The sequence below is a fragment of the Streptomyces sp. NPDC058619 genome (assembly GCF_042717785.1).
Taxonomy (GTDB): domain Bacteria; phylum Actinomycetota; class Actinomycetes; order Streptomycetales; family Streptomycetaceae; genus Streptomyces.
Genome location: NZ_JBHXQN010000095.1, coordinates 1 through 14,313, shown reverse-complemented (window position 1 = coordinate 14,313; position 14,313 = coordinate 1). Strand labels below are relative to the sequence as shown.

At 69.6% G+C, this 14,313-nt stretch carries 15 protein-coding genes and 2 pseudogenes; 3 read left to right on the top strand and 14 right to left on the bottom strand.

The window, feature by feature from the left end:
- Positions 1-231 precede the first annotated feature (231 nt).
- Positions 232-933, top strand: coding sequence for a hypothetical protein (locus ACFWTC_RS37190; protein ID WP_384030360.1), 702 nt, complete (start codon positions 232-234; stop codon positions 931-933).
- 416 nt (positions 934-1,349) lie between these two features.
- Here the strand turns inward: ACFWTC_RS37190 and ACFWTC_RS37185 are convergent.
- From ACFWTC_RS37185 to ACFWTC_RS37170, 4 genes and pseudogenes are all read right to left on the bottom strand, one after another.
- Positions 1,350-1,694 (bottom strand): annotated as a pseudogene (locus ACFWTC_RS37185) (transposase); the annotation flags it as partial.
- Between the two features lie 434 nt (positions 1,695-2,128).
- Positions 2,129-2,542, bottom strand: coding sequence for a hypothetical protein (locus ACFWTC_RS37180; protein ID WP_384030362.1), 414 nt, complete (start codon positions 2,540-2,542; stop codon positions 2,129-2,131).
- Positions 2,543-3,205: 663 nt separating this feature from the next.
- On the bottom strand, positions 3,206-4,036 hold the full coding sequence (locus ACFWTC_RS37175; RefSeq protein ID WP_384075060.1) for a 2OG-Fe dioxygenase family protein: 831 nt from the start codon (positions 4,034-4,036) through the stop codon (positions 3,206-3,208).
- Positions 4,037-4,226: 190 nt separating this feature from the next.
- The gene (locus ACFWTC_RS37170; RefSeq protein WP_384030366.1) at positions 4,227-4,688 is read right to left on the bottom strand and encodes a hypothetical protein; all 462 of its coding nucleotides are present in this window, start codon (positions 4,686-4,688) and stop codon (positions 4,227-4,229) included.
- A 200-nt stretch (positions 4,689-4,888) separates the two neighbouring features.
- On the opposite strand from ACFWTC_RS37170, the gene ACFWTC_RS37165 reads away from it, so the two are divergent.
- Positions 4,889-5,146, top strand: a complete 258-nt coding sequence (locus ACFWTC_RS37165) for a hypothetical protein (protein WP_383929335.1) — start codon at positions 4,889-4,891, stop codon at positions 5,144-5,146.
- 426 nt (positions 5,147-5,572) lie between these two features.
- Here the strand turns inward: ACFWTC_RS37165 and ACFWTC_RS37160 are convergent, their stop codons facing one another.
- Positions 5,573-6,229: an HD family hydrolase gene (locus ACFWTC_RS37160; protein ID WP_383929332.1), complete on the bottom strand. Its 657-nt coding sequence runs from the start codon at positions 6,227-6,229 to the stop codon at positions 5,573-5,575.
- A 231-nt stretch (positions 6,230-6,460) separates the two neighbouring features.
- Here ACFWTC_RS37160 and ACFWTC_RS37155 point away from each other — a divergent pair, with 231 nt between their 5' ends.
- The gene (locus tag ACFWTC_RS37155) at positions 6,461-7,657 is read left to right on the top strand and encodes an IS110 family transposase (protein WP_384030368.1); all 1,197 of its coding nucleotides are present in this window, start codon (positions 6,461-6,463) and stop codon (positions 7,655-7,657) included.
- Positions 7,658-7,701: 44 nt separating this feature from the next.
- On the opposite strand, the gene ACFWTC_RS37150 is transcribed toward ACFWTC_RS37155, so the two are convergent.
- The 9 genes and pseudogenes from ACFWTC_RS37150 to ACFWTC_RS37110 all read right to left on the bottom strand — a co-directional run bounded on the left by ACFWTC_RS37150 (position 7,702) and on the right by ACFWTC_RS37110 (position 14,135).
- Positions 7,702-8,301 carry a SulP family inorganic anion transporter gene (locus ACFWTC_RS37150; RefSeq protein ID WP_384030370.1) on the bottom strand — a complete coding sequence of 200 codons (600 nt, stop codon included), beginning with the start codon at positions 8,299-8,301 and terminating at the stop codon, positions 7,702-7,704.
- A complete protein-coding gene (locus ACFWTC_RS37145; protein WP_384030372.1) occupies positions 8,298-9,104 on the bottom strand; it encodes a hypothetical protein in 807 nt (268 codons plus the stop codon). Before ACFWTC_RS37145 ends, ACFWTC_RS37150 begins: the two co-directional genes overlap by 4 nt.
- Entirely contained in the window at positions 9,101-10,477 is a 1,377-nt protein-coding gene (locus ACFWTC_RS37140) for an MFS transporter (protein WP_384030374.1), read from the bottom strand. The genes ACFWTC_RS37145 and ACFWTC_RS37140 overlap by 4 nt, the downstream gene beginning before the upstream one ends.
- Before the next feature lie 95 nt (positions 10,478-10,572).
- A pseudogene (locus ACFWTC_RS37135) lies at positions 10,573-11,077 on the bottom strand (group II intron reverse transcriptase/maturase); the annotation flags it as partial.
- A 608-nt stretch (positions 11,078-11,685) separates the two neighbouring features.
- Positions 11,686-11,826: a lasso RiPP family leader peptide-containing protein gene (locus tag ACFWTC_RS37130; protein ID WP_383926856.1), complete on the bottom strand. Its 141-nt coding sequence runs from the start codon at positions 11,824-11,826 to the stop codon at positions 11,686-11,688.
- Positions 11,827-11,839: 13 nt separating this feature from the next.
- The gene (locus ACFWTC_RS37125) at positions 11,840-12,319 is read right to left on the bottom strand and encodes a DUF6463 family protein (protein ID WP_383926854.1); all 480 of its coding nucleotides are present in this window, start codon (positions 12,317-12,319) and stop codon (positions 11,840-11,842) included.
- Positions 12,316-12,825, bottom strand: a complete 510-nt coding sequence (locus ACFWTC_RS37120; protein WP_383926851.1) for a DUF2867 domain-containing protein — start codon at positions 12,823-12,825, stop codon at positions 12,316-12,318. Before ACFWTC_RS37120 ends, ACFWTC_RS37125 begins: the two co-directional genes overlap by 4 nt.
- Before the next feature lie 5 nt (positions 12,826-12,830).
- Positions 12,831-13,394, bottom strand: a complete 564-nt coding sequence (locus tag ACFWTC_RS37115) for a TetR/AcrR family transcriptional regulator (protein WP_384030376.1) — start codon at positions 13,392-13,394, stop codon at positions 12,831-12,833.
- 567 nt (positions 13,395-13,961) lie between these two features.
- Positions 13,962-14,135, bottom strand: a complete 174-nt coding sequence (locus ACFWTC_RS37110) for a hypothetical protein (RefSeq protein ID WP_383926845.1) — start codon at positions 14,133-14,135, stop codon at positions 13,962-13,964.
- Positions 14,136-14,313 lie beyond the last annotated feature (178 nt).

The following is a 14,313-nucleotide window of genomic DNA, read 5'->3' as shown; positions in this document are numbered from 1 at the left end:
CCAGAACCCCCACCATCACCCTCGCCGCATGACCACCCCAAACAACCTCATACCCGGCACCACGTCCTTGACGAAGGACATAGAGACACCCCCCCCGAGTCGGCCCGTCGGCCGGTACCTCCTGATTGTCGCCCGCGCGCCCGGTCTACGGAGGTGGTTCTACGGATGTGGCGGAGCCCGGCCGGATGGCACGCTCGGAGTCGACTCAGCCGTGCCCGACCAGGAGGCCGCATGCGCCGATTACGCGTGCTCGTCGTACCCGTCCTGCCCCTCGCGCTGCTCGCCATCGTCGGCTGTTCCGGCGCCCGGGGGGCGTCCGTGCGGGACGCGGGACCGACCGCGTCCTCGGCCTCGCCGTCCGTGAGCCGGTCCCCGTCGCCGTCCGCGTCCCCGTCGCTCATCCCGATCACCCCCCGGAGCCCGGCGCCGACCCTCACACCTCCACCGTGCGTGCCGCTGGCCCAGCTGGGCGACCTGGCGCAGGCCGCCTACTTCCAGGCGCTGGGCCCCACCGAGTTCGACCTGCGTACATCCGGGGTGAAGTTCGAGCCGCCGGAGGACGAGCGGCCCTGCGAGGGCGTCGCGTTCAAGGTCGTCCACTACTGGGTGGACACGCGGGCGTACGTCGTCGAGCGGGTGGCGTCGTACCAGTTCGAGTACGACCGGGCCGGTGCCCCGGCCTCCGTCGTGGCCGGTCCGCCCAGCGGCTGGGTGCCCGGCACCGCGCCCCCGGACCCGTCGAAGTGCACAGGCACGCTGTCCGTCGCCTACGTCGGCAAGGACATCACAGCGGACGAGCTGCCGGACGAGCTCCAGCTCCCGCCCAAGGCAGGCAGCCGCGTCATCGGGGACGTGAAGGAGCTGAAGATCGACAATCCGCGGGCCGTCGGTGTGCTTTTCGTACCGCCGTCCGCGGTGGAAACCTGCCTCTGACCGGGCGGGCCGGCGTGTCGCGGGGGTGTGCGCCGGCCCGCCCGCTCGGACACCTGCGGGGGGGGGCTCGACCGGAACGCCGGCGCCGTCCGGCTGGTACCCGCCTGGGTGGCCGCCGGCATCATCGCGGAGCTCACTGCGCGGCTCGACGGGCGGCGGCTCGAGGGTTCGACGGCGACGGGGCCGAGCTCGATTCGCTCGTGCGAGTGACGCACGCCGAAGGGCTGCGGGACGAGCTGCTGCCGCTCGTCGCCCTGCCCGGCGGACGGGACCGGCCAGCCGCGGCCCGGCTGAAGTCGCTGCCCGATCCGCTCGTGCCGGTGGGGGCGGTACGAGCCGTCGTGGCGACCGGACTCCGGGCTGTCGGTCTTGCCCAGCCGGCCCAGCCACTGCCGGCCGACGTGCGCGATCGCGTTCCCGTCCTTGCGGTCACCCGAGTCATCGATCACCAGCACCCCGCCCGCGTGGGGCATCGTCGCCGGGTCGGCGAGCAAGAGTTCCACCCGGCGGGCGTTGACCCGCTCGTGGTCCCAGGTCGACTCGGACAGGAAGAACTGCAACCGCTGCACCGCCGGGTGCTGGGCCCCGACCACGGGCTCAACCCCGGCGAGGCAGGTCAGCGTCTTGTTACGGTCCCGCGGTAGCAAAAGCCCGGTCAGGTACTCCCGGAACCCGCGACGCTGTGCCAGCGTGGAAAACAGGTCATCGAACTGTGCTGCGTAACCCTCCAGCGGACCCGGCGCGGGGCGGACACGGCACACGACGGGTCATCACAACCTCCAGCAGCAAGGCAAAGTGCCTCTCCTACGGGCCTACTACGACCCTGAGCCGCCGTCAACAAACCACCGCTAGGCCGGTTGCGGCATCACATCCTGGCCGACTCGGCCACCTGCTGCCCGATTCTTGGATCACGGCCCAGGAGAGCACGTGGGCGTGCCGCTCATGAGAGGTCCCCCTGTTCGTCGGCCCCGCACGTCGGCTCCGTCCACACCGTGCGCCACAAGACCGCGTCACGCCCAGCGTCAACCACCGGGCGGGCGGGGAGGCGGCGGTGGGCGCCGTTCAGGTGAACCTCCGAGGCACTCCAGATGCCCCCGCCCGGCCGACGGATCCTCCGACCCGGTACCGCCACCGACGGGTGACTCACCGGTGAGTGACCCCGTATCCGCCCGGAGGGGCTCGCACGGCCACGGCCTCACAGGATGGTGACCACCCCGCTCGCCGGGGTGGTCCGGACCGCCGGTGTTCCGCCGGCGTCGTAGAGGACCTTTCCGGTGGCGGTGTTCACCGTGGCCGCGAACACCTGCTCGCGACCGCCGACCGCAGCCCTGACGAAGTAGCCTCCGCCGGCATCACGCTCCAGCGCGATGAAGTCGATATCGGCACCTCCGGACACTTCGATCACGTCGTCGGCACCGAAAGCGCCTTCCGTGTCGGGGCGCGTGGTGCCGGATTCGGTGGGCGTGCCAACCTCGTACACGGCCACGATCCGCCCCGAAGGATCGACGACGTTCAGCCGGGACGGAATCGAGGTCCCACCCAACGCCACGAGCACGGGTGCCTCGTCGCGGTAGTGCAGAGCCAGCGTCGCCACGCTTCTGTCGGACACAGCCACACTCCTTGGCAATCGAGCGTCACGTAACTTGGGCGAGCCTGTCATGGAGTCTGCGGGGCGAAACCCCGCGCACCGTGTTCCGGTCATCCGATTCAGGCCCGCCGCATACGGCTGCCCTCCCGCGAGAAGTTCAACCTGTGTTCGAGCCACGGAGCGCGACGCGGGCGTCAGACGGGGCGGAGCGTTTCGCTACCGGGCCTGTGGGCGCTCGTCTCACCGGACTCCAGGTCGTGGGACCAGCCGTGGATCCCGAGGCGGGGGATTCCGAGCGGCGGTGGGCACGTCCGGGTTCACTTCCCGGAACGCCGAGCGGCGGGGCCACGTCGTCGTGTCCGGCGTTGCGCGTGTCGGCGGCGAAGACCTCCCCGCGCCGGAGTACCCAAGGACCACGACGTCCCTGCGGGTAGGGGCCGTCAATGCCTCGGTGAGGGCGCGCGCGGCGGTGACGTTCGACGGGTTCTTCCTTCAAGGACGAGAACGTGGTGACGGGCCTGCTTCAGGTGGCGCGGTCCAGTCGGCGCGGAGGGTTCGGAGCGCTGTTTCGCGGCATGGATCGGCTCCCCCCGAATTCCGCGAGATGGTCTCCGCACTGCGGTGGCTTGGCTTGCGCCGCCCCTCGCGGGCTCCGGCGGGCTCGGGGCGGTGCCGGTGTTCGTGTCACAGCTGGGGGACGTACGGGGCGAGGCCGACGATGATGACGGATCGTTCGCCAGGTCCCGGCGCGGAGCCGACGCGGACCGGCCCGACGTAGTGGCTGACTCTGTGGTCGTGGACGGCGTACCCATCGAGTGGGTCGGTGAGGGTGAAGCGGGCATGGAGGTCCGCCCACGGGTCGTCGGGCTGGAGGCCCGCGCTGTCCGGTGTGGCGATGACGTTCTGCCCTCCGCTGACGTTGGTACGGCTGATCAGGTGGGCGAAGGTGAAGGTGCTGGACGAGCCTCCGTCCTGGTGCAGGCAGTTCGGGGAAGAAACAGCGTCCTGGCCGGGATGTTCGACGCCGAGCTTGATCAGGTGGACACCTGCCCACAGCGGCCGTCTCCCCAAATTCTGCAGGGACAGGACCTGTTCGATGTCCCAGCGCAGGAGTCTCAGCAGCAGCGCGTTGCCGCGCAGTGCCTCGGGAATCTCGGGGAGTACACGCCGCTTCCGTGGGTACTCAGGGACGTCCTCGCCCTGGGAGAAGTCGGTCACCATACCGTGCACGGGGTCGGGGGTTCCGGGAATCCAGGACAGTTCGCCCTTCCACGGCAGGTACACGGCATGGGAGTACCGGCGGAACCGATTCGTCCCCGGAGCGTACGGGTCGGGTGGCAGTTCTGCGAATACCTCCCGGATCCTGGCCAGGTCCCTCGCGGCGGATCCGGCTGGGGTGACACCGAGTTGCTCGGCGCCGTAGCGGGCGAATCCGCGCTCGCGCAGACCATCCGTGCCCGCACCCGGGCCTCCCGCGTCGGCATGCGACCGTCGCTGGAGCTCAGCCTTTTCCACGTGTTCCTCCGACAAGTCACCACCAGGAGCATGGCGCCCGCGGCCCGTGCCGACCTTACGCGGCCGGCCGCATACTGACCGGCGGCTCCTGGAGCGTGCAGGCCGACGGTTCGCCCATCGGCGGCAGACCTGGCCGGCCGAGTAGCCACAACCGCCCGCGGCAGCGACCGGCGAGTAACCTGAGGGAGCGTTATTTCCGGCTGTCGGATGGCAAGGCGTACACCGTCTCACGGGCCGATCTCCCCGCAGCCGATCTCCCGCAATCGATCACCGACAGGCGTTTGCTCGCCGGCTGTGACGCACGCTGGAGCAGCTTGACCTCCTGCCACCGGGCACGCCAAGCGGCCACGAGTGCCGGGTCCGCGCGGAAGCCGGCAGTTGCGGCGGGCGGGAGGCCCGGGGGGATGGTGACGACCCGGACGAACTCGAGCAGGGCCTCCAGGGAGGTGAACCGCTTGCCGGTCAGCATCTCGTTGAGGCCGGCCCTCGTCAGCCTCGGCCGGACCGAGGCGCCGGCCATGACCGTGTAGGACGGGGCGCCGTGGGCGATGTGGAGCCGGTTCAGCTCCCCCGCGAACGCCCGCAGCGCAGTCTCGAACGCGTCCACGGCGGCAGCATCGTTCGGCTCGATCCCGGGGTCGTCGTCTGTCACCGGATCACCCTCCCCAGTCCGAAAGGCAACGCTAGAGGGCCCAGGGCCGTACGTACGCGGAATGCGTCGGACGATGCCGAACGCCCGACAGCGTTCGAGACCAGCCCGCGATCAACCGGCCGGTGAGGGACGCCGTCCGGGTCCATGCGGGCCCGTACGGATCACTAGGATCCCGTCCCGCCGGCCGCTCTCCTGGAGGCATGACACACACCGAAGCAACACCCCAGCCCCCCGACCCCACAACCCCCACCCCGGCCCCCGACCCCACGCAGCCCCCCACACGGCAGGAACCGGCTCCACCCCCCGACACACCACGCAACCAGCATCACGACAGCGTCGTACTCATCGCGCTGCTCGCCACCTGCGCCGGCATCTACCTCATCGTCGGCGAGCACGGCTTCGCCGGCGTCATCACCGCCGTCGCCGGCCTCTACGGAACCCTGCGCATGCGCCGATGACCCACACCGCGAGAGCCCGCTTCCTCGGACGCGGGCTGGGTGGAACTCCGGGAATTCAACGTCGCCGCCCGGCCGGACCAGGAGGTCACCCCGGACGAAGTGGCCGACCGCGGCCGCGGTCACCCGCTGCCGCTGCGGCAGCAGCGGGAAGCCAAAGGGCCTCCGCCAGCCGGGCCGCTGCCCAGCACACACCGACCGGGCTCGCAGGGCACGCGCGCAGCTGCTCCGCGTTGGCGGCCTCCATCACCGGGCAAGAGTGCCCGGGGCTCGTGTTACCCGGACGCGGACCGCGACTGTGCAGCCTCCCTGGCCCGGCTCGGAGGAGCCCTCGGGCGGCCGGGCGCGGGCCATACCCTGTGTCTCTGGGCCTTACGACGGCCCGTCCAACCCACGAACAACGTAGGACCGGCTGACCCGGTCCCGCCGTCAGGCGCCGGTGTGGTCCCGGGGCACCCAGCCCCGGTCCGCACCGGCGTGGATCAGGCTCTGCGCGTACTCCCACAGGTCCGCGGAAGCGTCCTTGATCACGGACTTGCGGGCCAGCACGATCTCCTCCGTGACCCCCGGGGTGCGCCACGTTCCGCCCTGGTTGCCGAAGTTGAGCAGCAGCGGCTGGAGCCGGTCCATGGCCTTGGCGAAACGTGCCTCGGGGGTGACGCGGGCCTCGAACTCGTCCCACAGCGCCCGGAAGTGCTCCTGCTGGTCGGCCGGGAGGAGCGCGAAGAGCTTGTCCGCGGCGCGCTGTTCGCGCTCGTCCTGATCCGCGGCGCCCGCGGTGTCGTACAGGAAGGTGTCCCCCGCGTAGATCTCCACCAGGTCGTGGACGAGGACCAGGGCGAGGACCTTGCTGGTGTCGACGGGCTCGTCCGCGTGCTCCGCGAGCACCAGGGTCATCAGCGCGAGGTGCCACGAGTGCTCGGCGTCGTTCTCCTTGCGGTCGGCGGCGAGCAGCGGACTCTGCCGGAAGACGTTCTTGAGCCGGTCCACCTCGATGACGAACTCGATCTGGCGGCGCAGCCGGTCGGGGGTGCCCTCGGGCTGGCGGACGGACGCGGCGAGGAGGGGAAGGTCCTCGTTGCTCATGGTGGCCCTACTTTCTTGTCGTGGTTCGAACTGGTCACTCGTAAGATCAGCGGGACCCAGGGGCTCTGGGTATGGCTGTTATGGCGGCGGCGTCAGATGGCTGAAGGAGCTTGGCCGCCCGGAGCCCCGCGACGACTCGACCGCCAATTGGGAGATGCGACTCAATCGCTGTGTAGGGCAACGTCGGCGAGGTCGTCTGCTGGGTCTTGAACACACGACGAGCTGGCGGAGGTGGCAGTGCCCCAGATCTGGGCCGGAGTGGACATCGGCAAGGAACATCACCACTGCGTGGTGATCAACACGGACGGCGAACGGCTGCTGTCCCGCCGGGTCCTGAATGACGAGACGGCGCTGCTGGAACTGATCGGGCACGTCCTGACCCTCGAAGAGGATGTGCTGTGGGCCGTCGACCTGAACCACGGTGGAGCCGCTCTGTTGATCGGCCTGCTGCTCAGCCACGGGCAGTCGATGGTCTACATCACCGGCCTGACCGTGCACCGTGCCTCGGCCTCTTACCGGGGCGAGGGAAAAACCGACGCCAAGGACGCCTTCGTCATCGCCGACCAGGCGCGCATGCGCCGCGACCTGGGGCCGCTGCGGCCCGGTGACGACATCTCCGTGGACCTGCGCACCCTGACCACTCGACGCGCTGATCTGGTTGCCGACCACACTCGCCAGATCAACCGGCTTCGGGCCCAGCTCCTGGAGATATTCCCGGCGTTGGAGAGGTCTCTCGAGCTGACCAACAAAGGTCCGGTCATGCTGCTGACGGGCTACCAGACCCCAGCGGCGATCCGCCGCAGTGGCGCCCGACGCATCGAGACGTGGCTGCGCAACCGCAAGATCCGTAGCTCGGCAGCCCTCGCCAAGACCGCCGTGGAGGCGGCCGAGGCTCAGAACACCGCTCTGCCGGGCGAGAAGCTGGCTGCAGCAATGGTGGTTCGCCTCGCAAAGGGGGTGATGGCCCTTGATGAGGAGATCGCCGAGCTCGACGCCTTGATCGAGGCCCGGTTTCGCGAGTACCCGCACGCCGAGGTGATTCTCAGCTTTCCCGGCATGGGCAAGCAGCTGGGTACCACGTTCATCGCGGCCACCGGCGGTGACATGGGTGCCTTCGGCAGCGCCGACCGACTTGCCGGATACGCCGGCCTCGCGCCGGCCCCACGTGATTCCGGCCGCGTCAGCGGCAACCTCCGTAGACCACGCCGCTTCCACCGCGGCCTGCTCAACGCGATGTACCTCTCCGCGCTCTCCAGCCTGAAGAGCTGCCTGGCCTCCAAGACCTACTACGCGCGCAAGCGCGCCGCAGGCAAGGGGCACAAGCAGGCGCTGCTGGCGCTCGCTCGCCGCCGCCTCAACGTTCTGTGGGCCATGATCCGCGACGGAGCGTGCTACCAAGCCACACCGCCTGTCACGGCAACGGCTTGACATCAGCATTGGGAAGCTCCTTGATGGTGCGGTGAGCGGGCTGCTCAGCGGTTGAGGTACTGGAGGACGACGGCTGCCACGAGCAGTGACGTCGTCACCCACAGGGCGGGACGCGGCGTGCGGCGGCTGGCTGCGCCGGCGAGGGCGCACACCACGAAGGCAGCGGCCATCGCCTGGTCGATGGCGAGGGTGACCACGGTGACGGCCAGCGCCGTCACCGTGACGGCCAGGCCCAGGCGGCCCGCGGCCTCCGGACGGCGTGCGGTCAGCATCTTGACCGCGACGAAGACCAGGGCGCCGGTGGTTGCCTCCACCGGTACGTGGGCCAGGACCGGAGCGAGGAACAGGCAGAGGAACAGGAGCAGGCCGGTGACGACCGCCGCGAGGCCCGTCCGGCCGCCGGCCCGGATGCCGACGGCGCTCTCGACGAAGGCCACGAAGCTGGAGGATCCTGCGGCGGATCCGGCCACGGTGGCGCCCGCGTAGGAGAGGGCCAGGAAGGTGGACGTCCCGGCGAACACCTCGCGCTGCCAGGTCGACCCGCGGGCGGTCAGCGAGAAGTAACGGTCGACTGCTCCGGGGGCCGCGGCCGGTTCCCGGCTGAGCAGTTCCGGCCCGCTGCCCGGGCTCGCGGGCCGCGTCACGGCGTGGTCCCCCGGGGTGGGGGCACGGCGGCGACCGGGCTGATGGTGTCCCCGACGTCACCGAGGAGCAGCTGCCCGGGGCCGTCCGGTGCCACGGCGTAGAACTTTCCGTTCGGCTCTCCCGAGACATGACCGGCGTGGAGGGTGAGGGACACCCCGAGCTGCTCGGCGTACCGGGTGAGGGCGAGGGCGCCCTGCCGGGTGGAGTGGCAGGTGAATATCTCCACGGCGGCCCCGGGCCGGACCGTCAGCCGCATCATCGCCATGAGGGTCACCCCGCTGGCCACGACGCCGTCGACGATCACCAGCCGGTCGGCCTGCGAGGGGAGTCGCTCGTCGACGCCGACGAGGAGCCCGCCCGCCGGGGGTATGCGCTTGGCCTGAGGGGTCCAGTTGCGGCGCTGCGGCAGGACGCCGAGGCGCTCGGCGAGGATGCGGCCTCCGCGTTCGGGTGCCACGACCGTCGCTCCCGGTGCGGTCGCGCGGTCCCGTACCCGGACGGGGAGCAGGCCGTAGATGTCGAGGAGGGCTTGCAGGTAGCGGACCCGGTCGGTATCGCTCTGGGCGGGGAGGTTGGCCACCTCCGTGACGGTGGCCATGCGCTCGACGACCGCGGGACGGGTGTGGGACGCGACGCGTACGTTCGGCGGCAGGGGGCCGCGGGCGTGCAGCGACTCCAGTGTGCGGGGGGCGAAGTGCACCAGGTGGCTGAAGTAGGTGTCGTGGTTCTTCTCGTAGTCCTCGACGGTACGCCGGGCCTCCGGGAGGAGTCCGGGCCGGTCGAGTAAGTGGGCGGTGTTCATCGATGACCTCCTGTCTTGGGCTGTGCGGACTGGTCCGGCCTGGACGCGGGGGCCGGGCTGCGTCCCGTGCGTGCGAGGAGGAGCAGCGCCAGCGGCGCGGCCGCGGCGGCGATGACGGCGGTGACGTGGAAGGTCTGCTCGAAGTCCGGTGCCGCGGGCCGTTCCCCGTGGAGCATGACCAGCAGCGCCAGTCCGACGGAGCCGCCGGTGTACTGCGCGGTCGTCACCAGGGCGCTGCCGGTGCCGTTGCTCTCCCGCGGGAGGTCGCGGGTGCCGGTGATGAACATGCCGGTGAAGGCCATGCCCTGGCCGAGGCCGCTGAGCAGCAGTCCGGGCAGGATGCCTGGCGCGTAGCCGCCGTCGGCGCCGACGGCCAGGGCGAGGACGAGGAGGCCGGCGGCGCCGGTGACGAAGGCGGTGGCCAGCAGCCGCTGGAGCGGCAGGCGCCCGGCCGCCCGGCCGGCCACCGTGTTCCCGATGACGATGGCCGCGGCCAGCGGGAGGAAGGCCAGGCCTGCGGCGAGGGCGCTGTAGGCCCGTACCTCCTGGAGGTACAGGGTGACGAGGTAGAACTCGGCCCCGAAGCTCGCCATGTACAACGCGGCGCAGAGACAGGCGACTTGGAGGGCCCGCACGCGCAGCAGCGAGCGCGGTACGAGCGGGCGGCGGTGGCGGCGGCTGAGGGCGAGGAGGGCGCCCGCGAGGGCGGCGACCGCCAGGGCGGCGGTGACCACGGGGGCGGCGGGCTGGGCGCGGGAGAGTTCGGTGAAGGCCATGACGAGGGCGACGACCGCAGTGCACGCGGTGAGCGTGGCCGAGGCGGCGACCGGGGCCCGCGCCCCGGACGCGGTGGAGCGCAGCGCGCTGCCCGCGGCGCACAGGCAGACCGCGACGATGGGCAGGTTGATCCAGAAGATCCACGGCCAGGAGGCGACCGCGAGGATGCCGCCGCCCGCCGTGACTCCGAGGGCCAGGCCGACCGCTCCGGTGGTGCCCCACACGCTCACGGCCCGGTCGCGTGCGGGTCCGGCCGGGTAGGCCGCGCCGAGCAGGCCCAGGGTGGCGGGCACCAGCAGGGCGGCGGCCACCCCCTGTCCGACGCGCGCCGCGATCAGCGGTGCGGCCGAGCCGGAGAGTGCGGCGCCGACCGAGGAGAGGGCGAAGAGCAGCTGGGCGGCGAGGAATACCCGGCCGGCGCCGAAGACGTCCGCCAACTTGCCGCCCAGCAGCAGGAATCCGGCGAAGAAGATGGCGTAGGCGCTCACGATCCACTGGAGGGCGACGGTGGAGAAGTGCAGGCTTTCCCCGATGTCGGGGAGCGCGACGTAGATGATGGAGAAGTCGAGCGCCACCAGCAGTTGCGCCCCGGCCAACGCCGTCAGTAGGCGAGCACCCGGAGTTGGTACGGAAGAAGCGGGCAAGGTCGGTCGCCTTTCTAGTGTGCTGCGCCTGAAATGAGGCTTTAGTGAGAGGCAAAGTGACGGCTCTCAGCAATCGCGTCGTGAGCCCGGCGTTTCGGGCGGAACCCGTAAGGAGCACGGGAGGAAATCCGCCTCGAAAATTGGCTCCAGCACCAGCTTCAGGGACGCCTGGACCACTCGGTCCGTGACGGTCGGGATGCCCAGACGACGACGCTTTCCGTTCGCCTTGGGGATCATCCGTTCCCGCACCGGGACCGGGCGAAAGCTACCGTCCTTCAGTTGCGACCGTAGCCGGTCGAGGAACACCTCGACTCCAGGGTTTGCTTCGACCGACTGAGCGGTCCGAGCGTCAACGCCGGCCGTGCGTGCCCCCTTGTTGCCCCGCACCCTGACCCACGCCACCAACAGGAACGCGGGGTCGGCCACGAGATTGAACAGATCGTCGAACCGGCGATGAGAATCATCAGTTGCCCAACGGTGCAGCTTGGTCTGGATCTCCAGTACCCGTCGCTCGGCCTTCATCAAGGCCCACTCCAGCTCGTCGGTATTCACCGGCGTCCTCCTGGCATTCCGAAATCCTCCCTGCTGACTTGCTGGCCCCCTTCGCCATGTGACCGGCTCTCCCGGCCTCGGATTACTACGGGGCCTCCGCCCCGCCCTGCGGCCATCAGTCGGCGATGGACCTTCCCCCGGTTGCGGTTGGATGCCGCAATCAGGGCGACCACAGGGCGGATCCCGCGTTCACTGAGCGACCGCTTGACCATGGAGGCACCCGGCTTCTACCCCGGCAGCATCACCACGCCTACGCCGCAGACCTTCAGCGTGGTCTCCGCAGCAGCTACCTGAACACCACTGCGAAGTCGGCTCCCCAAACGCCCGGGAACCGTGCACTGCCTAACGGCCCATATCCACCAGATTGGAGCCGTCACAAGACTTACGGGGCTTCAACCACCGGTTCGCTCTCGCTGTACCTTCTGGTCTCGCTTGCCGGACCCGCCCCGTCTGGCAGGGCCAGGACGTCCCGACGTTGTCAGGGCTGTTTCCCGCCCTTCCCGGCATCCCCCGGGTCGGACTACCCTCAGCTTCTACGCAACCGCTGCGACGGCCGCGCGATGAAGGTTTCGCATCTCCATACGGCTACTCAGCGCCTCGTGGCGCACTCAGGAGGTCTTGTACTGGGTGTCGTCGGCGGTGTCGAAGGTCTGCGTGCCCAGCGTCACCGCGACCACGGCGCCCGCGTCCAGCACGACCGGCGCCTCGTAGCCGGCCGCGACCTCGGTGATCTCGACATTCTGGTCCATGTCCGAACCTCTTTCACAACGCGTCTCCGGGCGTCCCGTCGACGCCGGTGGACGGCCGTACTACCCGATGCCCGAGCGACCCTGGGAGCCTTGGGGGCGCAGGCGCCGCGGCGCCGGCTCGGGACGGTCGAGCGGCAATCGCCGCGAGGACACCCAAGGCGATGACCAGTACGGCGCCGGACACGGGCTCGACGACGAAAGCGATGGTCCCGATCGCCAGGAGGTAGCTGCCTACCTGCACGGGTAGGCGCCCCACCTGCCTGACGGTCTGCTGAGCCATCGTCCCGAGCGCGAGCAGACCGATGCCGGTGATCAGGAACCAAAGGTCCCCATGTCGTTCCGCTGCGATGACGTCACTCTGGCCGCGGACGGTGTCGAACAGACCGTCCCTGAGCATCGGCAGCCAGTTGTTCGGGGCGGCGACGGCGTACGCGAAGTGCAGTACAGCGGTGGCGATGATGAGTCGTGGGACCAGGCGTGAAAGTCGGCTCATCCGGGTGACCTCTCATAGTTGGTGACTGCGGCAATCAGGCGCCGCATGATCAGACGGTGGAAAGGCCTGATCAGGTTGAAGTAGAGCGGGCCCGTCCAGCGGTGATAGTGCACGACTGTGAGAAATCGGAACGTATTCTCGGGGCCCGGTCCGGTCCGTTCGCGATTCACGACGAGGTGCACGGTCAAATGCGTGTCGGCGGCCGTGAGCACGACGAATTCCTCTTCGTCAGCGGCAGTCACCGTGAAGAAGGCGATCTTGTCGCCGTTGATGAAACTGAGGCGATCGGGGAGCAGGTCGTCGGTGGCTGTGTCGACGGGGTGGTCGATGCGCAGCATCCGGGCGAGTGCTCTACGGGCGAGGAAAAGCGCTTTCAGCCACCAGGGACGCCAGGACATGACCACGCTCACACATTCCCGAAGGGACATGGCAGCTCGAGCATGTACTTGATCGATGTGGTCGGCCGCTTGGACGTAGCGTTGCAGATCTGCGCGTAGCGGGCTCATCAGGTCTACCGGCCCTGCTCGGTCGAAGGCTCGCGCGAGTCGGCCGCGATCGCCCGCAAGCAGATTTCCCGGAGGTCCTCGGCGGTCACGTAGGCGGCTAGTTGCCGCCCACCGACCAGGAGCAGGTACAGGGTCTTCGCTCGGGTGAGCGCTTCGTCCGCGGAGCAACCGAACTCGCGCCACAGGCTGCTGACGTAGTCCAGGCGCGCTTGGTCGATGCGATCCTGGACAGCGCGCACGGCTTGGTCTTGCATGCTCCATGCGCGCACCGCTCCCTGAAGTCCCGCCTGGACGCCCGGCTCGGTGGCCAGTTCCACCAACCGTCGCAGTTTGTGGATGGGGTCCTGCTCGCCATCGGTTTCGGCCGCCGCGATCAAAGAAGTGGTGCTTTCCCATTCGTAACGGGACAGCACTTCCCCCTTGAAAGCGTCGTAACTCTTGAAATGGTGATAGAAGGAGCCTTTGCTCAGCCCCAGTTCGGCGGACAAGCGATCAATGGTCAGGTGAGCCGAACCCTCATCGGTCAGCACCGCGACCGCAGTGTCGATCCAGTTGCTTTTACGCGCCATCTCAGGACCGTACCATACGGTACGGTATGGCGATCTAGCGTCCGCCCGCGTCGTAGCCAGCCGCGTTGTTGCCAGCGCTCGAGGCGAGGTCTTCGTGGCCGACCGTGGTGTCCGGGTGCGGGGTGGGGTGTCTAGCGGTGGTTTGTTACCCCGAGGCGTAGAGGTCAAGTTGGTGGCCTGCGTCGAGGGCGTTGATCAGGGCCGAGTTCTGGGGGTTGGGGTGCATTCGTCCAGGCTCTCCAGCATCGCTGGAGGCTGGTCCAGGGGTCGAGCCAGGCCCGGACGGCCCGTATCGCGCGAGGCCAGCTGGCCGGGTGGGGCTGGTGGGGTCTGGCTGGGCCCCCTCTCGGGGCGGCCCGGGTTGCTGGGCTGCTCCGGCCTCGCTGCTCCGGCCTCGCTGTTGCGGCCGCAACGTCGGCTGGAGGGTTGAACCAGGTGTCCCAGCAGAATGAGAACGCGCAGGTGACGAGGGTTTGGTGGCGTCGGACGGCGGTATCGGAACGGACATGGTGACCCGGATGTCCGTCGCGATGCGGCTCGGCCGTGGAGAGGCCACCCGCGCTCCTGCTACTCGGCGGCCTTGCCGGCGGTAGCGTCCTCGAGGGTGAGTACCTGGTCGGTGCCGGTCACGGTCAGGAGGCGGGCGAGCTGGCGTGGCAGGGGGCCGGTCAGGCGCAGATCGCATGCGCAATGGAAAGTAGCGAGGGCCGGCGGCATTGCGTTGATGATCCCGCCGTGCATGAGCGCCGTCGCTGGTTGCGCGAGGGGTCTTGTGGGCGACGGGTCCGGCGCGCTGCTTGCGTCGGGCCGCAGCTCATCGTCTTCCTAAGGCTTGTCCCGTAAATGATCTACGAGTCGCCTCGGGCGTGGTTGGCCGTGTGGCGGTCCGCTCGCCTATCCGGCGAGGGCGAGGTTGTGC